This is a genomic window from Streptomyces cyaneus, assembly GCF_004028635.1.
Lineage (GTDB): Bacteria > Actinomycetota > Actinomycetes > Streptomycetales > Streptomycetaceae > Streptomyces > Streptomyces cyaneus.
Genome location: NZ_RQJW01000009.1, coordinates 12,868 through 36,526 on the forward strand (window position 1 = coordinate 12,868; position 23,659 = coordinate 36,526).

Below are 23,659 nucleotides of genomic sequence, written 5' to 3' on the forward strand. Positions count from 1 at the left end.
TTCACCCAACATACTGGGCTCCGCAGAGGCACCGGTCCAGGATGGTTCCTGTACGCGCCCACGTGCGCACTCGTCGAGGCCGACCGAACCCGGCACGGCACCGCCGAGCACATCGTTGCGTTGCCCAGTGTCATCGTCCTCGACCTCGACCTGCCTGCCGCTCTTGTCGTCGGCCGTGACACGGACTGGGCTCCAGCCCATGTCGAGCACGCGGCCAGACCGACGCCCGAGCGGCCGGACGGCGCCATTGTCGCCACTGTCGCCCCGGCGCGATGGAAGGGACGGCCGGTGCGCGTACTCGACCTCAACCCCTGAGCCGACCGGCCGGAAAGGCAAGGGCCCGCGCCGAAGAGGCGCGGGCCCTCCTTCCCCGTAAGGGGGTCTGTCAGACCGCCGGCTCCGGGTCCTTGGACAGACGCGGCGCGGGGACCGTGTCCGCCGTCTCCGGGTAGTGGCAGGCCGTCAGGTGGCCGGGCTTGTTGCCCTCGACCTGGACCAGCGGCGGGGCCTCGGTCGCGCACTTCTCCGTCGCCTTCCAGCAGCGGGTGCGGAAGCGGCAGCCGGAGGGCGGGTTGATCGGGGACGGTACGTCGCCCTGGAGGCGGATGCGCTCGCGGGCGGGCGTCTCGTCTACCGTCGCCTCGGGTACGGCGGACAGCAGTGCCCGGGTGTAGGGGTGGCGCGGGTTGCCGTACAGGTCGTCGCGGTCGGCGATCTCGACGATCTTGCCGAGGTACATGACCGCCACGCGCTGAGAGAAGTGGCGGACCACCGCCAGGTCGTGGGCGATGAAGACGAAGGCGATGCCCAGCTCCTGCTGGACCTTCTGCAGCAGGTTCACGACCTGTGCCTGGATGGAGACGTCGAGGGCCGAGACCGGCTCGTCCGCCACGATCAGCTTCGGCTCCAGGGCCAGAGCCCGGGCGACGCCGATGCGCTGGCGCTGGCCGCCGGAGAACTCGTGCGGGAAGCGGTTGTAGTGCTCGGGATTGAGGCCGACGATCTCCAGCAGCTCACGGACGCGCTTCTCGCGGCCGCCGGCCGGGTTGATGTCGTTGATCTCCATCGGGCCGGCGATGATCTTGCCGACCGTGTGCCGCGGGTTCAGCGAGGCGTACGGGTCCTGGAAGATCATCTGGATCTCGGAGCGGACCGGCGCCAACTGCTTGCGGTTGGCGTGCGTGATGTCCTTGCCCTGGTACGAGATCTTGCCGGCCGTCGGCTCCAGCAGGCGCGTGATCAGGCGGCCCGTCGTCGACTTGCCGCAGCCGGACTCGCCGACCAGGCCGAGACTCTCGCCCTCGCCGACCTGGAAGTCCAGGCCGTCGACGGCCTGGACGTGGCCGACCGTGCGGCGGATCGGGAACCCGCCCTTGATCGGGAAGTGTTTGGTCAGCCCGGAGACGTCCAGGAGGGGAGTGGTGCTGCTCATGGTGGTGAAATCCCGTCTCTTGTACGTCAGTTGGCGGCGCTGCCGGCCAGGTCGGAGAAGTACTCGCCGCGCTGTTCGGCGGTGAGGTGGCAGGCGGAGCCGCGTCCGTCGACGATCTCCAGCAGCGGCCGCTCCGACGAGCACAGGCCGCCCTCGACCTTCTCGGCGAAGGCGCACCGCGGGTGGAAACGGCAGCCCGACGGCGGGTTCAGCAGCGACGGCGGCGAGCCCGGGATCGGGTTCAGCGGCACATCCACCGGGTGGTCCAGGCTCGGCATCGAGCTCAGCAGGCCCCAGGTGTAGGGGTGCTGCGGGTCACGCAGCACCTCCTTCTTCGAACCGCGCTCCACGCACCGGCCGCCGTACATCACCAGCACGTCGTCCGCGATGTCGGCGATGACACCGAGGTCGTGCGTGATGAAGATGATCGCCGTGCCGAACTCCTTCTGGAGGTCCTTCAGAAGGTCCATGATCTGGGCCTGGACGGTCACGTCGAGGGCCGTGGTCGGCTCGTCCGCGATCAGCAGCTCCGGGTCGCAGACCAGCGCCATCGCGATCATCGCGCGCTGGCGCATACCGCCGGAGAACTGGTGCGGGTAGTCGTCGACGCGGACCTCGGGCTGCGGAATGCCGACCCGCCGCAGCATCTCGATCGCCCGGTCCCGGGCCGCCTTCTTGGAGCAACCCGTGTGCTTGCGGTACGTCTCACCGATCTGCTTGCCGATGGTGTGGTACGGCGACAGCGAGGTCAGCGCGTCCTGGAAGATCATCGACATCTTGTTGCCGCGAAGCTTCTCCAGCGTCTTCTCCGAGGCGCCGTTCAGCTCTTCGCCGTCCAGGGTGATCGAGCCCTCGACCTTGGTGCTGTCCGGGTTGTGCAGGCCCAGGATGGTCAGGTTGGTGACCGACTTGCCGGACCCGGACTCGCCCACGATGCCCAGCGTCTTGCCGCGTACGAGGTCGAAGGACAGACCGTCGACGGCCTTGACGGTGCCGTCCTCGGTCGAGAAGTGCACCTTCAAGTCCTTGATGGAGAGGAAGGGCTGCTGATCGGTGCTCGTCACGGGGACGCTCCAGTGAGGGGTGATGCGGGGTAGCTGGTGGGGGCGGGGGTCAGGCGAGCCTGATGCGCGGGTCGATCAGGGCGTAGCAGGCGTCGACGACGATGTTGGCGATGACGACGAAGCTGGCCGTGACCACCATGACGCCGAGCAGCATGGGCAGGTCGTTGTTGGTCGCGGACTTGACCGCGAGCAAGCCGATGCCCTGGATGCTGAAGGTCTTCTCGGTGATCATGCCGCCGCCGAGCAGGACGCCCATGTCGATGCCGAAGATGGTGACGATCGGGCCCATGGCGCCGCGCCAGGCGAACCGGAAGAACACGTTCGGGCCGGACAGGCCCTTGGCCCGGGCCGTGCGGACGTAGTCCTCGTTGAGCTGCTCGACCATCTGGGAGCGCGTCATACGGGTGTAGTTCGCGGTGAAGATCAGCGCCAGGACCAGCCACGGCAGCAGCAGTCCGGCGAACCATTCGCCCGGGTTGTCGGAGAAGGGCGTGTATCCGGGCTGGTCGAGGATCTGCCACTGGTACACGAGGAGGTACAGAGCCAGGGTGCCCACGAAGTAGATCTGCATGGACGAGGCGACCAGCGAGGCGCTGCTGGCAATCTTGTCGGTGGCCTTGCCCTGCTTGCGGGCGGCCAGCATGCCGGCGCCGACGCCGAAGACCAGGAACACCACGGACGAGCCGATGAAGAGCGAGAACGTCGTCGGGAACCGGTCCAGGATGGTGGCGAGGACGGGCTCACGGTTGACGAACGAGTAGCCCAGGCACGGTGCCTCACAGTTGCCGAAGCCCGGGTACTCCCGGCCGAGGAAGATGCCGCTGAGCCAGTGCCAGAACTGGACGGGCATCGGATCCGCGATCCCCATGTTGTGGCGGATCAGCTCCAGCGTCTCCGGGGTGCAGAGCTTGCCGCAGGCGATCCGGGCCGGGTCGCGCGGCACCGCGTAGAAGAGCATGAACGTGACCGCGCTGATGATCAGCAGCGTGATCACGGCGCCGAAGAACCGGCGGACGAGGAAGCGAAGCATTGGGGAGTGGCTTTCCTGGGAGGGCCGTCGTGCGGAGAGGCCGGACCGGGGTTTCCGGGGGCCACGGTGGACGAGCCGAGGGTGGGGCGGCACCGTGGCGCCGCCCCACCTCTCAGGTGTGGGTCAGGACTTGACGTACAGCTTGTAGAGCATGCAACCGTCGAAGTTCGGGTCCATCTTCACGTTGCCGAGCTTGGAGCCGTGCATGTAGATGCGGGCCATGTACACGTCGGGGATGAAGGCACCGGTCTCGGTGACCTGCTTGTCCAGGGCGGCCCACATCTTGTTGGCCTTGTCCTGGTCGGTCTCGGCGGTCGCGGCCTTGATGGCGGCGTCGACGGCCGGGTCCTTCAGGTGCGAGTAGTTCTGGCCCTGGTCGACGACGTTCTTGCTGTCGAACAGCGGCTGGAACACCGAGTAACCGGTCGGCCAGTCGGCGGACCAACCACCCCAGTAGACGTCGAACTGGTTGTCCAGCTTGCCGACCTGGTCGTACCAGGTGGTGGAGTCGATGCCCTTGGTGACGACCTCGAAGCCGGCGGCCTTCAGAGCGTTCTCGATGACGACCTTGATCTTCGCCTGCTGCGGGTCCTGCTGGTAGGCGTAGACGACCTTGTAACCGGACTTGCCGGCCTTCTTCAGGATCTCCTTCGCGGCCTTCGGGTCGCCCTCGGGCTTCGCCAGCTTGCCCCAGACGTCCTGCGACTCGTAACCGGCCACGGCCGGGCTCATGATGCCGGTCGCGTAGTCACCGCGCACCTTGCCACCGAGCAGCTGACGGATGCCGGCGGTGGGCCAGGCCTTGATGATGGCCTCGCGGACGGCCTTGTCCTTGACCCGGGAGGTGTTGATCCAGTAGACGCTGACGCCGTTGCCGAGCTGCTGGAAGACGCGGTCCTTGGCCTCGGTCTGCGCCTTCTGGATGCGCTCCTGCGGGATGGTGCGCCAGCTGACGGCGTACTGGTCCTTGCCGGCGTCGGCCAGCAGACGGTCGATCGCCGTCAGCTGCTCGATGCCGAAGGTGAAGTCGAACTGGTCCGGGTAGGCGTTGCGGATCGGGTCCGTCGCCGGGTCCCAGTGCTCGTTGCGGACCAGGGTCATCGACTTGTCGGTGACGTGGGTCTTGACCCGGTAGGGGCCGTTGGAGACCGGCTTCTTGTCGTAGTCCTGCTTGGTGTCCTTCTTCACCGGGGTCGGCGCGTAGGAGTGCATCGCCACGACGTAGTTGAAGTCGGGACGCGCCTCGGAGAGGTGGAAGGTGATGGTCTTCCCGCTGGTCTCGATCGACTTCAGGTGCTTGCCGCCGTACGGGCCGGGGTACGACTTGCGGTAGTCCGTCGAGCCGGTCAGCCAGCTCTGGACGTAGAAGGCGCCCTCGGTGACGAAGTTGGCGAAGCAGCGCTCGATGCCGTGGCGGACGTCGTCGACGGTGACGTCGGAGCCGTCCTCCCACTTGACGCCGTCCTTCAGGGTGAAGGACCAGGTCTTGCCGCCGTCCTTCATGGTGCCCGTGTCGGTGGCGAGGTCACCGACCAGGGTCTGGGAGCCGTCCTCACCGATCTTGTAGCCGGTCAGCGTGCGGGAGATGACGATCGCCGCGAGCGAGTTCCAGGCGTAGTAGATGCGCTGCGGGTCGAGGTGCGAGAAGTCGTCGTCGTTCAGCAGGTAGGCGGTGCCGCCCTTCTTCGCGCCGGCGACCTCGGGGGCCGGGCCCTTGGAGTCCTCGGCGGTGCCGATCTTGACGACGGTCGCGTTGGCCTTGGCCGCATCCTGCTTGCCACCGCCACCGCTGTTGTTGGTGGTGTCGCCGCTGCTGCACGCGGTGAGCACGGAGCTCGACGCCGCCACAACACTGGTGGCTATCAGGAAGTTTCTACGCGAGAAGGACATCGCATCCTGCCTTCGAAATATGAGTGATGAGAGGGATCCGGCACCACGGCACCTTCGCCGTGGTCCTGAAGTGGGCCGGAGTCAGCGCTTGGTCTTCGGGTCGAGTGCGTCGCGCACCGAGTCGCCGAGGAGGTTGAACGCCAGAACGAAGATCACCATGGACACGCCAGGGAAGAGCAGGAAGGTGATGTCGTCCTGGTAGACCTGGGCGGCCTGGCCGATCATGACGCCCCAGTCCGGCGTCGGATCCTGGATGCCCACGCCGAGGAAGGCAAGGCCCGCCTCCGTGGTGACCATCGCAGGGACGCTGAGAGTCGCCTGGATCAGGATCGGCGTCCAGAGATTGGGCAGCAGTTCCTTGAAGATGATGCGCGCCGGAGATGCTCCCGTGACCTTCGCGGCCTCGACGAACTCCCGCTCGCGCAGGGCGAGTACCTGGCCGCGCAGAAGTCGGGCGATGGAGGCCCAGCCGAAGACGGTGAGCAGGCCGACGAGGCAGACGACGGTGAGCCAGACGGGTGTGTTCTCGTCGGCGCCCACGAACAGGGCGAGCACCACGGGGGTGAAGGCCACGAAGAACAACTGCGACGGGAAGGCCAGCAGGATGTCGATGACCCGGCCGATCAACCAGTCGGTCTTGCCGCCCAGGTAGCCGGCGGTGACTCCGAGCGTCACGCCGATGATCACCACGAGGAGTGTGATGGCCGTGGCGATGAGCAGGGAGTTGCGGATCCCGTAGAGCAGGAAGGTGAACAGGTCCCGGCCGAGCCCTGGCTCGATGCCGAACCAGAACTCGCCGTCGATGCCACCGTTGGGCTTCACCGGGAGGCCGTTGTCACCCAGCAGTCCAGGCGTGCTCAGCCCGTACGTCGTGTACGGATCCTTCCCGTACAGCTTGGCTATCAGCGGCGCACACAACGCGATCACAAAGAAGAAGATCACGATGCATGCCGCAGCGACGCCCGTACGGTCCCGCTTGAAGCGTCGCCAAGCCAGCTGTCCCGGGGACTTGCTCTCGTTGGCCGAGGGGGCGGGAGAAGTGATCGACTTCTCGACGCTCTCGTCCGTCACCTCAAGCGGGGCAGCCGCTGATGGAGTTGGGGGGGTCATGGTGCTCCTGGCCCAAGGGAGGGTCTGATGACTCCGCAGGGCACGCTCCCCTACGGGCTACGCCGGACTTTTTCAACGCAATTCATTCAAGGTCAATAAATTCTCGGGCGACTTGGTTGTCTCTTTACGTTTTTTACCCTGCCTTTACCATTCCGTAGCTACGCGGGTAGCGCAACGTAATCGAGTCGTGCCTTGACTCGGACTAACTGGACTAATCGGGCAAGGAGTTCGTTATGCGGACGGTCCAGTGCCGAAATGCGTACATCGAGGGGTCGTAATCCAACGGTTCTGCATCGGTACGTGAAGATCCATTGCGTGATGAATGGAAGGTCCATCGGTCCGGGGCGGAGAAGTCCGTTTCGTCGCCCGCGCGGACGCCTCGCGGGCGCGTGCATCCGGATGGCGTGTTGCTCCATTGGCCGGATCCCGTGTGCGATACGTGCCTTTTGACTCGATATTGGCCCGTAACGGATCAGTACCAGAGGAGGCACCCATGCGTGGAGCCACGAACGCCGGATGGGCCGCGTGCGCGGTGGCGGTCGCGCTCGCGGCGACGGCCTGCGGAGGCGGAGGTGACAGCGGGGGCGAGGGCGGCAGTGGCGGCGGCGCGGTGCTCAGCTCCTCGTGGACCGATCCGCAGAACCCGCTGGAGCCGGCCAACACCAACGAGGTGCAGGGCGGCAAGGTGCTCTCCATGATCTTCCGCGGGCTGAAGCAGTACGACCCGAAGACCGGCGAGGCCGAGGACATGCTCGCCGAGAAGATCGAGACCTCCGACTCGCGGAACTACACCGTCACCGTCAAGGACGGCTGGACCTTCAGCAACGGCGAGAAGGTCACCGCCAAGTCCTTCGTGGACGCCTGGAACTACGGGGCGAGCCTGAAGAACAACCAGAAGAACGCCTACTTCTTCAGCTACATCGAGGGCTACGACAAGGTCCACCCGGCCAAGGGCGAGCAGCGCGCCGAGACGATGTCCGGGCTGAAGGTCACGGGCGAGCGGACCTTCACGGTCAGGCTCAGCCAGAAGTTCTCGAGCTTCCCCGACACCCTCGGCTACAACGCCTTCGTCCCGCTGCCCCGGGCGTTCTACGACGACCACGACGGCTGGCTGGCCAAGCCGGTCGGCAACGGCCCGTACGCCGTGGAGTCGTACACCAAGGGCTCCGAGATGCGCCTGACGAAGTGGGACGCCTACCCGGGCGAGGACGCGGCGCGCAACGGAGGCGTCACCCTCAAGGTCTACACGGACAACAACACGGCCTACACCGACCTGATGGCCGGCAACCTCGACCTCGTCGACGACGTACCGGCCCAGCAGCTGAAGAACGTCGAGAACGACCTCGGCGACCGCTACCTCAACACCCCGGCCGGCATCATCCAGACCCTGGCCTTCCCCTACTACGACAAGGACTGGAACAAGGCCGGCTCGGTCAAGGTCCGCAAGGGCCTGTCCCGCGCGATCAACCGCGAGCAGATCACCGACACCATCTTCCAGAAGACCCGCACCCCCGCCACCGACTGGACCTCACCCGTCCTCGGCGCGGACGGCGGCTACAAGGAGGGGCTGTGCGGTGAGTGGTGCCGGTACGACGCCGCCGCGGCGAAGAAGCTGATCGAGGAGGGCGGCGGGCTGCCCGGCGGCCAGGTGAAGATCACGTACAACGCGGACACCGGCTCCCACAAGCTGTGGGTGGACGCCGTCTGCAACTCCATCAACAACGCGCTCGACAACGACCGGGCCTGTGTCGGCAACCCCATCGGCACCTTCGCCGACTTCCGGAGCAAGAGCACCACCCAGAAGCTCTCCGGCCCCTTCCGGGCGGGCTGGCAGATGGACTACCCCCTCACCCAGAACTTCCTCCAGCCGCTCTACTACACCGACGCCTCCTCCAACGACGGCAAGTGGTCCAACGAGGAGTTCGACAAGCTCGTCGACGAGGCGAACGCCGAGACCGACCCCGCGAGGGCCGTGGAGATGTTCCAGAAGGCCGAGGCGGTCGTCCGGGACAACATGGCGGCCATCCCGCTCTGGTACCAGAACGGCAGCGCCGGCTGGTCCGAGCGGCTGTCGAACGTGGCCCTCAACCCCTTCAGCGTCCCGGTCTACGACCAGATCAAGGTCGGCTGAGCCGCCATGGGGCGGTACGTCGTCCGGCGCCTGGTGCAGATGGTCCCGGTGTTCATCGGATCGACCCTGCTGATCTTCCTCATGGTGAACGTGATGGGCGACCCCGTCGCGGGCCTGTGCGGCGACCGGCAGTGCGACGCGGCGACTGCTGCCCAGCTGAAGAAGGAGTTCGGCCTCGACCAGCCCGTGTGGCAGCAGTACCTGACCTACATGGGGAACCTCTTCACCGGAGACTTCGGTACGGCGTTCAATGGCCAGGAAGTCACCGAGCTGATGTCGACGGCCTTCCCGGTCACCTTCCGGCTCACCGTCGTGGCGATCCTCTTCGAGGTGCTGATCGGGATCACGCTGGGGGTGGTGACCGGCCTGCGCCGCGGCCGCCCCGTCGACACCGGCGTCCTGCTGCTCACCCTCGTCGTCATCTCGGTCCCCACCTTCGTCACGGGCCTGCTGCTCCAGCTCCTGCTGGGCGTGGAACGGGACTGGATCCGTCCCTCCGTCTCCCCGGCAGCCCCCTTCGGCGAGCTGATCGTCCCCGGCCTCGTCCTCGCCTCGGTCTCCCTGGCGTACGTCACCCGTCTGACCCGCACGTCCATCGCCGAGAACCGGCGCTCCGACTACGTCCGTACAGCCATCGCCAAGGGCCTGCCCAGACGCCGAGTCGTCACCCGGCACCTCCTGCGCAACTCCCTCATCCCCGTCGTCACCTTCATCGGCGCGGACATCGGGTTCCTCATGGGCGGCGCGATCGTCACCGAGCGGATCTTCAACATCCACGGCGTCGGCTATCAGCTCTACCAAGGCATCCTGCGCCAGAACACCCAGACGGTCGTCGGCTTCGTGACGGTCCTCGTCCTCGTCTTCCTCCTCTGCAACCTGGTCGTCGATCTCCTGTACGCCGTACTCGACCCGAGGATCCGCTATGCCTGAGCCGTCGTTCGAGTCCGAGGGGGTGATCGCGGGGACGGCGATGGGCGCGGCGACGGACCTCGCCACGACCGACGCGGAGACGCTTCACAAGCGGCCGTCCGCCGCCGCCGAGCCGGGCCCGGGCGGCACCGAACCGGCCGGCAAGCCCCGGTCCCTGTGGTCCGACGCCTGGCGGGACCTGCGCCGCAACCCCGTCTTCGTCGTCTCGGCCCTGATCATCCTCTTCCTGGTCGTCATCTCCCTGTGGCCCTCGGCGATCGCCTCCGGCAGCCCCCTCAAATGCGACCTCGCCAAGGCCCAGCAGGGTTCCGCGCCGGGCCATCCCTTCGGCTACGACGGCCAGGGCTGCGACGTCTACACGCGCACGGTCCACGGCGCCCGTACGTCCGTCACGGTCGGCGTCTGCGCCACGCTCGGGGTCGCGATCCTCGGCTCGGTGCTGGGCGCGCTGGCCGGCTTCTTCGGCGGCCTGTGGGACGCGGTCCTCTCCCGCATCACCGACGTCTTCTTCGCCATCCCGGTCATCCTCGGCGGCCTGGTCCTGCTGTCGGTGGTGACCAGCAACTCCGTCTGGCCGGTCATCGGCTTCATCGTGCTGCTCGGCTGGCCGCAGATCTCCCGCATCGCGCGCGGCGCGGTCATCACCGCCAAACAGAACGACTACGTGCAGGCCGCCCGCGCCCTGGGCGCCTCCAACTCCCGCCTCCTGCTGCGCCACATCGCGCCGAACGCCGTAGCCCCGGTGATCGTGGTCGCGACCATCGCGCTCGGCACGTACATCGCCCTGGAGGCAACCCTGTCCTACCTCGGCGTAGGCCTGAAACCCCCGAGCGTCTCCTGGGGCATCGACATCTCCGCGGCCTCCCCCTACATCCGCAACGCCCCCCACGCCCTCCTCTGGCCCTCGGGCGCCCTGGCGATCACGGTCCTGGCCTTCATCATGCTGGGCGACGCGGTGCGCGATGCCCTGGATCCGAAGCTGAGGTGAGGGCGTGGTGGGTCGGTGGTGCGGGATGTGGGTGGGGGCTGGGGCTGGGGCGGTTCGTCGTGTGCCCCGCGCCGGTCGGCGTCGGCGGTCCCGGTGCAGGCCTTCATCGTGTTCGGCGACGTGGTGCGCGCTGCAAGACGGTGGTGCGACGCCCCGTATGCCCTGTCGTGGCCGATCCGGCGCCCGGCCGCCGATCCGGCAGCCAGGCCCCGACCGGCCCGGGCCGCGCAGGCCGGCCCGACCGGCCACCCAGGGCGAGCGGCCGCACCCGTCGGCCACAGGCCATGTGGACAGGCCCCGTCCTGATGTCTGCACCACGCGGCGGCACGCCATCCGTGCGACGCCCTCGATCCGAAGCTGAGGTGAGCCGACGTCATGTTGCTCGAAGTTCGTGATCTGCAGGTGGAGTTCAGGACCCGGGACGGGGTCGCCAAAGCCGTCAACGGCGTCAACTACGGCGTGGAAGCGGGGGAGACGCTCGCCGTGCTCGGGGAGTCCGGGTCCGGGAAGTCGGTGACCGCGCAGGCGGTGATGGGGATCCTGGACATGCCGCCCGGGAGGATCACCGGGGGCGAGATCCTCTTCCAGGGGCGGGACCTGCTCAAGCTGAAGGAAGAGGAGCGGCGCAAGGTCCGCGGCGCCGAGATGGCGATGATCTTCCAGGACGCCCTGTCGTCGCTGAACCCCGTGCTGACCGTCGGCGACCAGCTCGGCGAGATGTTCGTCGTGCACCGCGGGATGTCGAGGAAGGACGCCCGGGCGAAGGCCGTCGAGCTGATGGACCGGGTACGGATCCCGGCCGCGAGAGAGCGCGTGCGGCAGTACCCGCACCAGTTCTCCGGCGGTATGCGCCAGCGCATCATGATCGCGATGGCGCTCGCCCTGGAACCCGCGCTGATCATCGCCGACGAGCCGACCACCGCGCTGGACGTCACCGTCCAGGCCCAGGTCATGGATCTGCTCGCGGAGTTGCAGCGCGAGTACCACATGGGGCTGATCCTCATCACCCATGACCTCGGTGTCGTCGCCGACGTCGCCGACCGCATCGCCGTCATGTACGCGGGGCGGATCGTCGAGCAGGCCCCGGTGCACGACATCTACAAGGCGCCGGCCCACCCCTACACGCGTGGACTCCTCGATTCCATCCCTCGTCTCGATCAGAAGGGGCAGGAGCTGTACGCGATCAAGGGCCTGCCGCCCAACCTGATGAACATCCCTCCTGGTTGCGCGTTCAACCCCCGGTGCCCGATGGCTCAGGACGTGTGCCGCACGGACGTACCGCCGCTGTACGAGGCCGGCGACCAGCGGGTCAGCGCCTGCCACTTCTCGAGGGAGTGCCTCAATGGTTGAGCCGATCCTCGAAGTGAGTGGACTGGTCAAGCACTACCCGTTGACGCAAGGCATCCTGCTCAGGAAACAGGTCGGCGCCGTCAGGGCTGTTGACGGTGTGGACTTCACGCTCAACAAAGGGGAGACCCTCGGCATCGTCGGGGAGTCCGGCTGCGGCAAGTCGACGGTCGCCAAGATGCTCGTCAATCTCGAGCGCCCGACGGCCGGTTCGATCAAGTACAAGGGCGAGGACATCACCAAACTGTCCGGCCGCGCCCTGAAGGCCGTACGCCGCAACATCCAGATGGTGTTCCAGGACCCGTACACCTCCCTCAACCCCCGGATGACGGTGGGCGACATCATCGGCGAGCCGTACGACATCCACCCCGAGGTGGCCCCGAAGGGCGACCGCCGCCGCAAGGTGCGGGACCTGCTGGACGTGGTCGGCCTCAACCCGGAGTACATCAACCGCTATCCGCACCAGTTCTCCGGCGGCCAGCGCCAACGCATCGGCATCGCCCGGGGACTGGCGCTGCGCCCGGAGGTCATCGTCGCCGACGAACCGGTCTCCGCGCTGGACGTCTCGGTCCAGGCCCAGGTCATCAACCTGATGGACCGCCTGCAGAACGAGTTCGACCTCTCCTACGTCTTCATCGCCCACGACCTGTCGATCGTCCGGCACATCTCGGACCGGGTCGGGGTGATGTACCTCGGCCGGATGGTGGAGATCGGCAGGGACACCGAGATCTACGACCACCCCACGCACCCCTACACCCAGGCGCTGCTCTCCGCGGTCCCCGTCCCCGACCCCGAGGCCCGTGAACACCGCGAGCGCATCATCCTCACGGGCGACGTCCCGTCCCCGACCAACGTCCCCTCCGGCTGCCGCTTCCGCACCCGCTGCTGGAAGGCGCAGGAACGGTGCGCCCTGGAGGCACCGCCGCTCGCGGTGCCGTCGCGCTTCGGGGAGGCGAGCGGGCCCGAGGCGCACGACTGCGCCTGTCACTTCGCGGAGGCCGTGTCATAGCCGTACAAACACACGCGAACTGCGTTAACACGCAGGCAACTCAGCCGACCCGATCCCGATATACGGACGCGTCAGGCTGAACAGCGTACGGCCGTGCGGGTGCCGTAAACGAGCCGGGGTGCGCCATGTCACCCCGGCTCGTTGCTGTGCGGCGCCAGGTCCTGAGCGAGCGGATGAGTACGGATACTCAGGACGCCCGCCCGCCCCTGCACGAGGCTTGATCCATGCAACGCCCAACACGCCGACCACGTGAACACGACGGACTGCTCGCCGTCCTCATCGGACTCTTCGACGTCGTGCTCGTGATCATCCTCGGCTACGGCATGGTCTTCTCCGGTATCGGTGCCGGCTTCGACGAGTACGCCGACCAGCGGGCGGACGCCGCGCAGCACGGCATCCAGGTCTTCGCCGCATGGCTGGCCGCCGGCGGCTTCGCCCTCGCCGCGGTGCTGCGCTACTGGAAGACCGGCGTCGTCCACCTCCTGATCGTCGGTCTTCCGCTCCTGGTCTTCCTCGCCGAGCAGAGCAACTGACCCGGCCGCGGGGTCAGTTCCACGGGGTCAGTTCAGCCCGAGCGACCTCTTCAGGAAGTCGAGCTGGAGCAGCAGCAGGTTCTCCGCGACCTCTTCCTGCGGAGTCATATGGGTCACGCCGGACAGCGGCAGCACCTCGTGCGGGCGGCCCGCGGCGAGCAGGGCGGACGACAGGCGCAGTGAGTGGGCGACCACCACGTTGTCGTCCGCGAGCCCGTGGACGATCATCATCGGGCGGGCCGGCTCGGCCGGGTCCACCAGGCCGGCGTCGTCGATCAGCGAGTTGCGCCGGTAGACCTCCGGCTGCTCCTCGGGGTGCCCGACATAACGCTCCTGGTAGTGGGTGTCGTACAGACGCAGATCGGTGACCGGGGCGCCGACCACCGCCGCGTGGAAGACGTCCGGGCGGCGCAGCACCGCGAGCCCCGCCAGATAGCCGCCGAAGGACCAGCCGCGGATGGCCACCCGGGTCAGGTCGAGCGGGAAGCGCTCGGCGAGCGCCTGGAGCGCGTCGACCTGGTCCTGCACCACGACCGCCGCGATCTCGTCCCTGACCGCCTTCTCCCACGCGGGCGAGCGCCCCGGCGTACCGCGCCCGTCCGCGACGACCACCGCGAACCCCTGGTCGGCGAACCACTGCGAGGTCAGGTGCGCATTGTGCGCGGCGACCACCCTGGAGGCGTGCGGTCCCCCGTAGGGATCCAGCAAAACCGGGAGCGGGGTGTCACCGGCGTAGTCCCGAGGCATAAGCACGGCGCACGGGATGCGACGTGCGCCCCCTTCGGTGAGGGTGATGCGCGGGGTCAAACCGGGATCTTCGGCATACGACCGGACCGTCGCCGTCTGCTTCCCCTTACGCAGGACCTGGACCCGGGACCCGGGCCGGTCGAGGGTGTGCGACGCCAGCACGGTCACACCCCCGGCGCGCACCGCCGAGTGCACGCCGGGCTCCTGGGACACGCGCTCCACTCCGAGCTCGTTCACTCGATACACATGCACTTCGCCGATCTCGGCATCGGCTGCGGCCTCACCCGCCGATGCCGAGACGAGCACGTCGTCGTCGGAGACGTCCAGCACCGCGCGGACGTGCAACTGCGGCCCCGTCAGCGGGCGTTCGCCCACCGTTAGCACCCGCGCGCCGCCCTCGTCGGCGATGCGCACGAGCTGCCCGGAAGGGCTCCAGCAGGGCACACCAGGGAAAAGATCCAGCCATTGTGGATCTTCGTCGGCGTGCACCATCCGCGTCGCCCCCGTCGCCGCGTTCACGGCCAGGAACAGCTGGCTGCGCTGGTCCCGCGCCTGGACGAGCAGCAGCGGCGCACCCGCCGCTGACCAGTGCACTCGTGCCAGATAGGGGTACCGCGCCCGGTCCCACGCCACCTCCGTGCGCACCCCGTCCAGACCGATCACGAACAGCCGTACGTCCGCGTTCGCGGTCCCCGCCGCCGGATACGCCACCCGCTGCGGCTCGCGCTCCGGACGCGCCGGATCGGAGATCCACCACCGGCTCACCGGCGTGTCGTCCACGCGCGCCACCAGCAACCGGTCCGACTCCGGGCTCCACCAAAAGCCCCGGTAGCGCCCCATCTCCTCGGCGGCGATGAACTCGGCGAGCCCATAGGTGACCCCCTCCGCCTCCGGCCCGGCGAGCGCACGGTCGCCCTCACCCTCGGCGCCCACCACCCGCAGGGCACCCTGCGCGACGTACGCGATGTGCCGGCCGTCGGGGGAGGGGCGCGGGTCGATCACCGGCCCGGGGACCCGGAGTTCGCGTGCCGTGCCGGCCCGCAGCTCCGCGGTGAAAAGCCGCCCTGACAAGGCAAAAGAGGCCAACTCCACAGCGTTGTCGGTGGCGTGGCCGACGATGCCGGCGCCGGCCTCACGGCTGCGCTCGCGCCGTGCCCGCTCCTCGGGCGAGAGGTCTTCCGAGGCGCCGCCCAGCAGGGCGCGCGGGTCGGCCGCCACGCGCTCCTTGCCGTCCACCGTGTCGAGCACCCACAGCGAACTCGCCGGATCGGCACCGGAGGTGGAGCGCAGGAACACGACACGGGAACCGTCGGGCGCCACCGCGAACGCGCGCGGCGCGCCGAACGTGAACCTCTGGGTGCGGGCGTGCCGGCGGGGGAAGGAGACAGGCTCGGTCGTCATGCCCCGACCATATTGGCCAGTGCGCCCCCTTGTGCGGCTGTGCGCCGATCGATGCGCACGTACGGATAGTTATGATCACTAGCGCATAGTGGGTATGAACCTGCTGGCTGCTGCATGGATTTATCTGCCCCCATAGTCCGACCCCCCGCGCCTGGGATTCTTGGAGGTGAGCCGCCGTGGCACTCTCGATTTCGGCGGTGGTGCTACTGGCGATCATCGTCTTCCTGCTGATCAAGAAATCAGGGCTGAAGGCCGGCCATGCGGTTGTCTGCATGCTGCTCGGGTTCTACCTGGCGTCCTCGACCGTCGCGCCCACCATCAGTGAGCTGACGACGAACATCGCGGGCATGATCGGCAGCATCAAGTTCTGAGTCGCATCACGTGCTGCGCCGTGGCGGGCGGCGCTGTCGGTGCCGCCTCGTAGGGTGGGGGCCATGACGGAACTGCCCGACCGGCGTCTGCTCCTGGTGCACGCGCACCCGGACGACGAGTCGATCAACAACGGCGCGACCATGGCCAAGTACGCGGCCGAGGGTGCGCACGTGACCCTGGTCACCTGCACCCTCGGCGAGCACGGCGAGGTCATTCCCCCCGAGCTTCAGCACCTGACGGGGGCCGACCTCGGCGAACACCGCCTGGGCGAGCTCACCGCCGCGATGCGCGAGCTCGGCGTCGAGGACTTCCGTCTCCTCGGTGCGAAGGGCCGCTACGAGGACTCCGGGATGATGGGCATCGCCGACAACGACGACCCGGCCAGCCTCTGGCAGGCGGACGTCGACGACGCGGCCCGGGCTCTCGTCGAGGTGATCCTGGAGGTACGCCCCCAGGTCCTCGTCACCTATGACCCCGACGGCGGCTACGGCCACCCCGACCACATCCAGGCCCACCGCATCGCCATGCGCGCGGCCGAGCTGGCCGTGGATGCCGGGTGGGAGATCCCCAAGATCTACTGGAACCGCGTCCCGCGCACCGTCGCCGAGGAGGCCTTCGCCCGGCTTCAGGCGGATCTGCCCGGGTTGCCGTTCGGCAAGGCCGCCACCGTGGACGACGTGCCGGGCGTCGTCGACGACGAGCGGATCACCACCGTGATCGACGGCACCGCGTACGCCGCCGCCAAGGCCGCCGCGATGAGGGCGCACGCCACGCAGATCGACGTGGCCGAGCTGTACTTCGCGCTCTCCAACGAACTCGCGCAACCCCTCTTCACCACCGAGTACTACGAGTTGGTGGGCGGGGTGCAGGCAGCGGACGAGGAGTCCGATCTGTTCGCCGGTGTGACCGTCGGGGAGGCGTCATGAGCTCGATGCTCGCCCAGCCGCTGAAGCGGCCATCCGGCCTGCGGGCCCTCGCCTACTTCGGGCTGTTCCTGCTCGGCGCGGTGGTCGGCGTGGCCGGGGCGCTGGTACAGCCCGCCTGGTTCCCGGGCGGCCTGCTGCTCGCGCTCGCCGGTGAGGCCGGGCTCTGCCTGGGCGGTGGCCGTGCGGCGGGCAGCCGCGCCGGGGCCGTCGCACCCGCCGGCGGCTGGATGATCGCCGTCATTCTGCTCACCGCCAGCCGCCCGGAAGGCGACTTCGTGTTCGGCACGGGCGCCACCTCCTACCTCTTCCTGCTCGGCGGTATGGCTGTGGCTGTGATCTGCGCCACCCTCGCTCCGATGCGGCAACCGGGCGACGACGGCGTCCGACTTGGCAAGTGACGTACCACTTCTCCACGGCGCACTCGTGCGAGTCCCGTGTGGGTTTCCCAGGCGGTCGTGGGATACGGGCCGGAAGTGGCCAGTATGGTGGTGCGCGCCGCCGAGCCTCCCCCAGCCTCGAACCACTCGGCCGGGAGGGACCCCCACTCGCAATGGAGGTCGAACAGGCGGTGGAGCCAACCGGGAGAACCTGCCTTGAGTCGTGAAACTGACACTCCGTCCTCCGGGCCCAACGGGCGCGGCGGAGCCGCATACCCCTCGGGCACGCCGCCGTACGGGACCCCCATGGCTTCCGACAGCGGTACGGACGCGAGCCGTTCGGCCGCGCGGCCGGAGGAACGCAAGACCGAGACCACGCTGACGACCCGGATCCGGATCAACATCCCCGGGTCGCGGCCCATTCCGCCGGTCGTCGTGCGCAAGCCCGTCGCGGATGCCGAGAGCTCGGGGTCGACCTCCGGCGACAGCGGCGCGGACGCCGCGCCGCCGACGCCGTCCGCGGCCACCACCATGTCCACGGGCACCGTCGAGCCCTCGGCCGACCCCGCCCCGCAGGCGGGGGAGAAGACGAGCGACTGGTTCGCGCCGCGCAAGTCCTCGGCGCCCAAGGGCGGTCAGGGCGGCCCGCCCTCCAACGGGGCCGGTCTGCCCGGCGGTTCGGGCCCCGGTGCGAGCGGGTCCGGTGGCCCGGCTGCAGGCTCCGGTGCGCCCGGCGGTGCGCGCCCGGGTGCCGGTGCCGGGCGGCCCGGCGGTGTCGTCGGCGCGATGAGCGTGCCCGGCGCCCGTCCCGGCGGTACGAACGGCGCCGGCCTCCCCGGTGCGACCGGCGGCCCGGTGGCTCCCGGGCACGGCGGAGGCACCGGTTCCTTCGACGTCACCGAGGCACTGGCGGCGGGCCCGCTGGGCAACGGCAACGGTTCCCGCCCCGGCGGCGAGGCGCGCCGCGACGACCTGCCCTACTTCTCGGAGAACGGGAACGGCGGCCCGAACGGCCAGAACGGCTACGGCGCCCAGGGCGGCCCCGGCGGCCCGAACGGCCAGGGCGGATACGGCGCCCAGGGCGGCCCGAACGGCTTCGACGGTTCCGCCGACTTCGGCGGCCTGAACGACTTCAACGGCTCCGGCGACTTCGGCGGCACGAATGACTTCGGCGGCACGAACGACTTCGGCAGCCCGAACGACCGCGGCGGCCAGGGCGGCCCGCAGGGTCCCGCGGGCCCGACGACCGGTCCGGTCACCGGCGACGGTCCGGCGGTGCCGCCGGTCGCGGGCGGCGGGAAGGGCGGCCGCCGTGGGCCCGGCGGTCCGGGTGGGCCGAGCGGACCTGGTGGACCGGCTGGTCCCGGTGTTCCCGGCATCTCCAACGGACCCGGTGGTTCCGGTCTGTCCGGCATTTCCAACGGCCCGAGTCGGCCCGGCGGACCCACCGGTCCCGGCGCCCCCGGCAGCGGCCCGGCGGGCCCCGGCGCCCCCGGGGGCCCGGGCGGCCCCGCCGGCGCCCTCCACACCCCGGGCCACGGCCCCGGCGGTGGCCTGAGCGACGACACCGCGATCCTCACCCCGCAGAAGCCGGCCCCCGAGCCGCACTACGGCGGCGTCGCCGACAACGTCTCCGGCCACACCGTCACCAGCGGCATCCCCGTCGTCCCCGCCGGCGCCCAGAGCGGACCCTTCGGGCCGGGCGGCACCGAGACGACCGGCCCGCACACGCCCCCGAAGCTGCCCGAGCCGGGCTCGACGAACGCGACGGCCTCCCGCGCGCCCAAGAAGAAGGGCCGCAGCAAGCTGCCGCTGCTCGTCGGCGGAGTGATCGTCCTCGCCGGTGGCCTCTACGGCGCCGGCCTGCTGATGAACCACTCCGACGTGCCCAAGGGCACCACCGTGCTCGGCGTCGAGATCGGCGGCGGCACCCGCGACGACGCGGTCAAGAAGCTCAACGACGCCTTCGACGACCGGGTCAACAAGCCGTTGAAGCTGTCGGTGGGTGGCAAGACCGTCACCCTCGAGCCGGACAAGGCCGGGCTGCAGTTCGACATGCAGCAGACGGTCAGCACGGCCGCGACCAGCGACTACAACCCGGTCTCGGTCATCGGCTCCCTCTTCGGCAACCACCGCACCGTGGACCCGGTCATGCCGATCGACGAGGAGAAGCTGCACGCGGCCCTGGAGGACGTCTCCGGCGGCTCCGGCTCGGTGACCGAGGGCACGATCAAGTTCGCGGCCGGCAAGGCCGTCGCCGTCTACGGCAAGGCGGGCAAGGGCATCGACGTCGCCCAGTCCACCGAGGCGGTCGAGGAGGCCTACCGCACCCAGGTCGAGACCGGCACCACCGACCCGGTGACCGTCCCGACCACCACGCAGCAGCCGACGGTCTCGAACGCCGAGGTCGACCGGATGATGAAGGAGTTCGCTCAGCCGGCGATGTCGGCCCCCGTGACACTCCAGGCGGACGGGGCGAGCCCCCTCCTGATGAGCCCGCAGAAGTCCCTGTGGAAGTTCCTCCGGGTCAAGGCGGTGGGCGGCAAGCTCGTCGAAGCCCCTGACCTGAACGCACTGAAGGAGCTCTACGGCGGCGCGTTCGACGGCGTGCTCATCACCCGGGGCAACGGCAAGAAGACGGCGGTCACGCCACAGGACGTCTACGTCGCCCTTGCCGAGGCACTGAAGAGCAAGACCAACCGCGTGGCCGTCATCGAGACGAACCCCAGCTAGCGCACGGCCGCTGACAGAGGGCACCCGGTGCACGCCGGGTGCCCTCTCGTCGTATGACATCTGTCATCCGGCACTCAGGACCGCCGACACTGCCGGGGCACCGGCCCGCGCGGCCACCCTGGAGCACATGACAACGACAGTGGTCGGATTCGACCAGGTGAGCAAGAGCTACGGGAGCGTACGGGCCGTCGACGGGCTGACGCTCACGCTGTACCCGGGACAGACCGTGGCCCTGCTGGGCCCGAACGGGGCCGGCAAGTCGACCACGCTCGACCTGCTGCTCGGCCTGAAGCAGCCCGACAGCGGCACGGTGCGGCTCTTCGGCACCGGTCCGCGCGAGGCCATCGTCGCCGGGCGGGTGGGCGCCATGCTGCAGAGCGGCGGACTGATGGACGAGGTCACGGTCGCCGAACTGGTGCGCCTCGCCTGTGACCTGCACCCGAGGCCGTACAAGGTCTCCGACGTACTGTCCCGCGCGGGCATCACACAGATCGCCGACCGCAAGGTCGACAAGCTCTCCGGCGGCCAGGCCCAGCGCGTCCGCTTCGCCCTCGCCACCGCCGGCGACAGCGACCTGATCGTCCTGGACGAGCCCACCACGGGCATGGATGTCACCACCCGCCAGGCCTTCTGGGCCACCATGCGCGAACAGGCCGACCAGGGCCGTACGGTCCTCTTCGCCACCCACTACCTGGAGGAGGCCGACGCCATCGCCGACCGGGTGCTGGTGCTGCACCGCGGCCGGCTGCTGGCCGACGGCACGGCGGCCGAGATCAAGGCGAAGGCGGGGGTGCGCAGGATCTCCTTCGACCTGTCCGACGGCCCGGTCGACGAGGCCTCCCTGCGGGCACTGCCCTTCCTGACCCGGCTCACTGTGTCCAACAGCGGCTCCGCCGCGGGATCCGGCCACACGGTCCGCATCCAGTCCTCCGACGCCGACGCCACCGTCCACGCCCTCTACGGCGGCGGCCTCTACCCCCGCAACCTCGAAGTCGCCGGGCTCGGCCTGGAGCAGGCGTTCGTGGCCATCACCGAGGCCGAGGAGGCCCGTACCGCATGCTGAATACATTTGCTTCGCGGGGTCTGATCAGGCTCGAACTGACCCGCGCCCTGCGCAACCGCAAGTTCCTGTTCTTCTCCGTGCTGTACCCGTCGCTGCTGTTCCTGCTCATCGCGGGCAGCGCCGACAGCACCTCGAAGGTCGACGGGACGGGTCTGACCCTGCCGGCCTACATGATGGTCTCCATGGCCTCCTTCGGCGCCCTGACCGCCGTCCTGATGGGCAACAGCGAGCGCATCGCCAAGGAGCGGGAGAGCGGCTGGGTACGGCAGCTGCGGCTGACGGCGCTGCCCGGGCACGGCTATGTCCTCGCGAAGACGGCCGGTGCGGCCGTGGTGAGCCTGCCGTCGATCGTGGTCGTCTTCGTCGTCGCCGCGGTCGTGAAGGACGTACGCCTGGACGCCTGGCAGTGGCTCGCCCTCACCGGCGCGATCTGGGCCGGCAGCCTCGTCTTCGCCGCGCTCGGCGTGGCCCTCGGCTACCTCGCGAGCGGGGACGCGGTCCGCCCGATCACGATGATCACCTACTTCGGGCTGTCCATCCTCGGCGGCCTGTGGATGCCGACCACGTCCTTCCCCACCTGGCTGCAGGACATCGCCGACTGGGTGCCCACGCACGCGTACGCTGCGCTGGGGCAGGCGATCGAACAGAGCCAGGCCCCTCATGCCAAGGACATCGCCGTCCTCGCCGTCTTCTTCGCCCTGTTCACCGGCGGCGCGGCCTGGCTGTACCGGAAGGACACGCTGAAGGCGTGAGCAGCGTCGGCATCGGGCAGCGCCCGCAGAACCGCAGGCAGAAGGTCGTCAAGTTCCTCTGGATCGGGATCTGGCTCGCCTACCTCAGCGCGCCGGTGGGCGACCTGCTGCACGGCGGACACAGCGACGGCGTCGTCGTCCTCGGCTGGATCGGCCTGGTCGCCTTCGTCGCCTGGTACCTCGCCCTGATCTTCCGCACCGGGCGCGGCGAGACCAACGGTGTGGTGCTCGGGTCACTGGCGGTCCTGGCCACCCAGTCGACCGTCCTGGCCCTCACCCTGGGCCGCGAGTGGCTCGTCCTGTTCGTGTACGTGGCGATCTGCTCCGGCGCCGCCCTGCCGTTCCGCCTGGCCCGCTGGAGCATCCCGGCCGTGTCCGTCCTGCTGACCGGGGTCGCCCTCGCGGTACCCGGCGGCACGTCGTTCCTGGCCGGGCTGCTCTTCCCGGCCCTCCTCGGCGGTTTCTCCATGACCGGCGTACGCGAGCTCATCCGCACGACCATAGAGCTGCGCGAGGCCCGTGCCACGGTCGCCCAACTGGCCGCGAACGAAGAGCGTTTGCGCCTCGCCCGCGACCTGCACGACCTCCTCGGTCACTCCCTCTCGCTGATCACGCTGAAGAGCGAGCTCGCGGGCCGTATGCTCCCGGCACACCCCGACAAGGCGGCCCAGCAGGTCGCCGACATCGAACAGGTCAGCCGCCAGGCCCTGGTGGACGTACGGGAGGCGGTGTCGGGCTACCGCCGCCCCCGACTGTCCGCCGAACTGGCAGGCGCCAAGGTCGCGTTGACGGCGGCCGGGATCACCGCGGACCTGCCCGCCGAACCGGACCTCACCGGCGTCCCCGAGCCCAGCGAGACAGCCCTCGCCTGGGCGCTGCGCGAGGCGATCACCAACGTCGTACGTCACAGCGGCGGCCGGCGCTGCACGGTGGAACTGCTGCGCCGCCAGACCCTCGACGGTCCCGTCCTGGAACTCGCCGTCGAGGACGACGGCTCGGGCGACCAGGGCGGCGGCCCCGGCAACGGCCTGGCGGGCCTGACGGAACGCCTGGCCAAGGCGGGCGGCACCCTGGAGGCGGGCGGGACCCGGCACGGCTTTCGCCTGACCGCCCGTGTCCCGGCCGCCCGGGCCGACTCGGACCACTCGGCCGACGCGGTCTCGGCGGACGTAGGATCCCCGTCATGAGCCAGACGATCAAGGTTCTCCTGGCCGAGGACCAGTCGATGGTCCGCGAGGCGCTGGCCGCCCTGCTCGGCCTGGAGGACGACATCGAGGTCGTCGCCCAGGTGGCCCGCGGCGACGAGGTCCTGGCGGCGGCCCGTGAGCACGCCGTGGACGTGGCGCTCCTGGACATCGAGATGCCCGGCGCGACCGGCATCGAGGCCGCAGCGCTCCTCCACACGGAGCTCCCGGCCGTGAAGCTGGTCATCCTCACCACCTTCGGCCGCCCCGGCTACCTGCGCAGCGCGATGGAGTCGGGCGCCGACGCCTTCCTGGTCAAGGACGCCCCGGCGGCCAAACTGGCCGAGGCGGTACGGAAGGTCCTGGCGGGGGAGCGGGTCATCGACCCCACCCTCGCGGCAGCGGCTCTGGCAGACGGCGCCAACCCGCTGACAGACCGCGAGCGAGAGGTCCTACGAGCAGCGGAGGGCGGCTCCACGAACGCCGAGTTGGCGGCCGCCCTGCACTTGTCGCAGGGGACGGTACGGAACTACCTGTCGACAGCGATCCAGAAACTGGCGGTACGCAACAGGGCAGAGGCGGCACGGCTCGCAAGGGAAAAGGGCTGGCTGTAGTGCCCTAAGGGGCGCGGGGAACTGCG

Annotated in this window: 20 protein-coding genes and 1 pseudogene; 15 read left to right on the forward strand and 6 right to left on the reverse strand. The window is 69.3% G+C overall.

All coding sequences use genetic code 11. From position 1 onward, the window contains the following. Positions 1-39: 39 nt before the first annotated feature. A pseudogene (locus EHO50_RS30440) lies at positions 40-315 on the forward strand (PIN domain-containing protein); the annotation flags it as partial. A gap of 70 nt (positions 316-385) precedes the next feature. Here EHO50_RS30440 and EHO50_RS30445 read toward each other — a convergent pair. From EHO50_RS30445 to EHO50_RS30465, 5 genes are all read right to left on the reverse strand, one after another. After that, positions 386-1,432 (reverse strand): ABC transporter ATP-binding protein, encoded by a 1,047-nt coding sequence (locus EHO50_RS30445; protein ID WP_128434451.1) that lies wholly within the window; start codon positions 1,430-1,432, stop codon positions 386-388. Positions 1,433-1,458: 26 nt separating this feature from the next. Continuing rightward, a complete protein-coding gene (locus tag EHO50_RS30450; protein ID WP_128434452.1) occupies positions 1,459-2,496 on the reverse strand; it encodes an ABC transporter ATP-binding protein in 1,038 nt (345 codons plus the stop codon). Between the two features lie 49 nt (positions 2,497-2,545). Beyond that, positions 2,546-3,526 (reverse strand): ABC transporter permease, encoded by a 981-nt coding sequence (locus tag EHO50_RS30455; RefSeq protein WP_128434453.1) that lies wholly within the window; start codon positions 3,524-3,526, stop codon positions 2,546-2,548. Positions 3,527-3,649: 123 nt separating this feature from the next. Continuing rightward, complete coding sequence (locus tag EHO50_RS30460) at positions 3,650-5,416, reverse strand: ABC transporter substrate-binding protein (protein WP_128434454.1); 1,767 nt, start codon at positions 5,414-5,416, stop codon at positions 3,650-3,652. Between the two features lie 81 nt (positions 5,417-5,497). Continuing rightward, a complete protein-coding gene (locus EHO50_RS30465) occupies positions 5,498-6,526 on the reverse strand; it encodes an ABC transporter permease (protein WP_181449725.1) in 1,029 nt (342 codons plus the stop codon). A gap of 493 nt (positions 6,527-7,019) precedes the next feature. Here EHO50_RS30465 and EHO50_RS30470 point away from each other — a divergent pair, with 493 nt between their 5' ends. The 6 genes from EHO50_RS30470 to EHO50_RS30495 all read left to right on the forward strand — a co-directional run bounded on the left by EHO50_RS30470 (position 7,020) and on the right by EHO50_RS30495 (position 13,464). Further along, the gene (locus tag EHO50_RS30470) at positions 7,020-8,657 is read left to right on the forward strand and encodes a peptide ABC transporter substrate-binding protein (protein ID WP_128434455.1); all 1,638 of its coding nucleotides are present in this window, start codon (positions 7,020-7,022) and stop codon (positions 8,655-8,657) included. Between the two features lie 6 nt (positions 8,658-8,663). Further along, positions 8,664-9,587 carry an ABC transporter permease gene (locus EHO50_RS30475; protein ID WP_128434456.1) on the forward strand — a complete coding sequence of 308 codons (924 nt, stop codon included), beginning with the start codon at positions 8,664-8,666 and terminating at the stop codon, positions 9,585-9,587. Then, positions 9,580-10,575: an ABC transporter permease gene (locus tag EHO50_RS30480; RefSeq protein WP_128434457.1), complete on the forward strand. Its 996-nt coding sequence runs from the start codon at positions 9,580-9,582 to the stop codon at positions 10,573-10,575. The genes EHO50_RS30475 and EHO50_RS30480 overlap by 8 nt, the downstream gene beginning before the upstream one ends. Positions 10,576-10,950: 375 nt before the next feature. Continuing rightward, positions 10,951-11,925: an ABC transporter ATP-binding protein gene (locus EHO50_RS30485; RefSeq protein WP_128434458.1), complete on the forward strand. Its 975-nt coding sequence runs from the start codon at positions 10,951-10,953 to the stop codon at positions 11,923-11,925. Further along, positions 11,918-12,931, forward strand: coding sequence for an ABC transporter ATP-binding protein (locus tag EHO50_RS30490; RefSeq protein ID WP_128434459.1), 1,014 nt, complete (start codon positions 11,918-11,920; stop codon positions 12,929-12,931). Before EHO50_RS30485 ends, EHO50_RS30490 begins: the two co-directional genes overlap by 8 nt. 224 nt (positions 12,932-13,155) lie before the next feature. Further along, a complete protein-coding gene (locus EHO50_RS30495) occupies positions 13,156-13,464 on the forward strand; it encodes a hypothetical protein (RefSeq protein ID WP_128434460.1) in 309 nt (102 codons plus the stop codon). Between the two features lie 27 nt (positions 13,465-13,491). Here EHO50_RS30495 and EHO50_RS30500 read toward each other — a convergent pair whose 3' ends face one another. After that, positions 13,492-15,612, reverse strand: a complete 2,121-nt coding sequence (locus EHO50_RS30500) for a S9 family peptidase (protein WP_128434461.1) — start codon at positions 15,610-15,612, stop codon at positions 13,492-13,494. Between the two features lie 176 nt (positions 15,613-15,788). On the opposite strand from EHO50_RS30500, the gene EHO50_RS30505 reads away from it, so the two are divergent. The 8 genes from EHO50_RS30505 (at position 15,789) to EHO50_RS30545 (ending at position 23,633) form a co-directional block, all read left to right on the forward strand. After that, positions 15,789-15,983 (forward strand): hypothetical protein, encoded by a 195-nt coding sequence (locus tag EHO50_RS30505; RefSeq protein WP_019755516.1) that lies wholly within the window; start codon positions 15,789-15,791, stop codon positions 15,981-15,983. 63 nt (positions 15,984-16,046) lie between these two features. After that, complete coding sequence (gene mshB / locus EHO50_RS30510) at positions 16,047-16,910, forward strand: N-acetyl-1-D-myo-inositol-2-amino-2-deoxy-alpha-D-glucopyranoside deacetylase (protein WP_128434462.1); 864 nt, start codon at positions 16,047-16,049, stop codon at positions 16,908-16,910. Then, positions 16,907-17,308, forward strand: a complete 402-nt coding sequence (locus EHO50_RS30515) for a DUF6113 family protein (RefSeq protein WP_128434463.1) — start codon at positions 16,907-16,909, stop codon at positions 17,306-17,308. Before mshB ends, EHO50_RS30515 begins: the two co-directional genes overlap by 4 nt. A 195-nt stretch (positions 17,309-17,503) precedes the next feature. Then, the gene (locus EHO50_RS30525; RefSeq protein ID WP_181449726.1) at positions 17,504-20,020 is read left to right on the forward strand and encodes a hypothetical protein; all 2,517 of its coding nucleotides are present in this window, start codon (positions 17,504-17,506) and stop codon (positions 20,018-20,020) included. 127 nt (positions 20,021-20,147) lie between these two features. Beyond that, complete coding sequence (locus EHO50_RS30530; RefSeq protein WP_128434465.1) at positions 20,148-21,083, forward strand: ABC transporter ATP-binding protein; 936 nt, start codon at positions 20,148-20,150, stop codon at positions 21,081-21,083. Then, positions 21,077-21,835 (forward strand): ABC transporter permease, encoded by a 759-nt coding sequence (locus EHO50_RS30535; RefSeq protein ID WP_128434466.1) that lies wholly within the window; start codon positions 21,077-21,079, stop codon positions 21,833-21,835. The genes EHO50_RS30530 and EHO50_RS30535 overlap by 7 nt, the downstream gene beginning before the upstream one ends. Continuing rightward, positions 21,832-23,022, forward strand: coding sequence for a sensor histidine kinase (locus EHO50_RS30540; RefSeq protein ID WP_128434467.1), 1,191 nt, complete (start codon positions 21,832-21,834; stop codon positions 23,020-23,022). The genes EHO50_RS30535 and EHO50_RS30540 overlap by 4 nt, the downstream gene beginning before the upstream one ends. Continuing rightward, positions 23,019-23,633: a response regulator transcription factor gene (locus tag EHO50_RS30545; RefSeq protein WP_128434468.1), complete on the forward strand. Its 615-nt coding sequence runs from the start codon at positions 23,019-23,021 to the stop codon at positions 23,631-23,633. The genes EHO50_RS30540 and EHO50_RS30545 overlap by 4 nt, the downstream gene beginning before the upstream one ends. Positions 23,634-23,659 lie beyond the last annotated feature (26 nt).

Coding starts and splice junctions, on each gene's coding strand:
- mshB (WP_128434462.1), top strand. CDS start 16,047: ATGACGGAACTGCCCGACCGGCGTCTGCTCCTGGTGCACGCGCACCCG.
- EHO50_RS30490 (WP_128434459.1), top strand. CDS start 11,918: ATGGTTGAGCCGATCCTCGAAGTGAGTGGACTGGTCAAGCACTACCCG.
- EHO50_RS30500 (WP_128434461.1), bottom strand. CDS start 15,612: ATGACGACCGAGCCTGTCTCCTTCCCCCGCCGGCACGCCCGCACCCAG.
- EHO50_RS30465 (WP_181449725.1), bottom strand. CDS start 6,526: ATGACCCCCCCAACTCCATCAGCGGCTGCCCCGCTTGAGGTGACGGAC.
- EHO50_RS30530 (WP_128434465.1), top strand. CDS start 20,148: ATGACAACGACAGTGGTCGGATTCGACCAGGTGAGCAAGAGCTACGGG.
- EHO50_RS30535 (WP_128434466.1), top strand. CDS start 21,077: ATGCTGAATACATTTGCTTCGCGGGGTCTGATCAGGCTCGAACTGACC.
- EHO50_RS30495 (WP_128434460.1), top strand. CDS start 13,156: ATGCAACGCCCAACACGCCGACCACGTGAACACGACGGACTGCTCGCC.
- EHO50_RS30515 (WP_128434463.1), top strand. CDS start 16,907: ATGAGCTCGATGCTCGCCCAGCCGCTGAAGCGGCCATCCGGCCTGCGG.
- EHO50_RS30470 (WP_128434455.1), top strand. CDS start 7,020: ATGCGTGGAGCCACGAACGCCGGATGGGCCGCGTGCGCGGTGGCGGTC.
- EHO50_RS30455 (WP_128434453.1), bottom strand. CDS start 3,526: ATGCTTCGCTTCCTCGTCCGCCGGTTCTTCGGCGCCGTGATCACGCTG.
- EHO50_RS30460 (WP_128434454.1), bottom strand. CDS start 5,416: ATGTCCTTCTCGCGTAGAAACTTCCTGATAGCCACCAGTGTTGTGGCG.
- EHO50_RS30480 (WP_128434457.1), top strand. CDS start 9,580: ATGCCTGAGCCGTCGTTCGAGTCCGAGGGGGTGATCGCGGGGACGGCG.
- EHO50_RS30475 (WP_128434456.1), top strand. CDS start 8,664: ATGGGGCGGTACGTCGTCCGGCGCCTGGTGCAGATGGTCCCGGTGTTC.
- EHO50_RS30485 (WP_128434458.1), top strand. CDS start 10,951: ATGTTGCTCGAAGTTCGTGATCTGCAGGTGGAGTTCAGGACCCGGGAC.
- EHO50_RS30445 (WP_128434451.1), bottom strand. CDS start 1,432: ATGAGCAGCACCACTCCCCTCCTGGACGTCTCCGGGCTGACCAAACAC.
- EHO50_RS30545 (WP_128434468.1), top strand. CDS start 23,019: ATGAGCCAGACGATCAAGGTTCTCCTGGCCGAGGACCAGTCGATGGTC.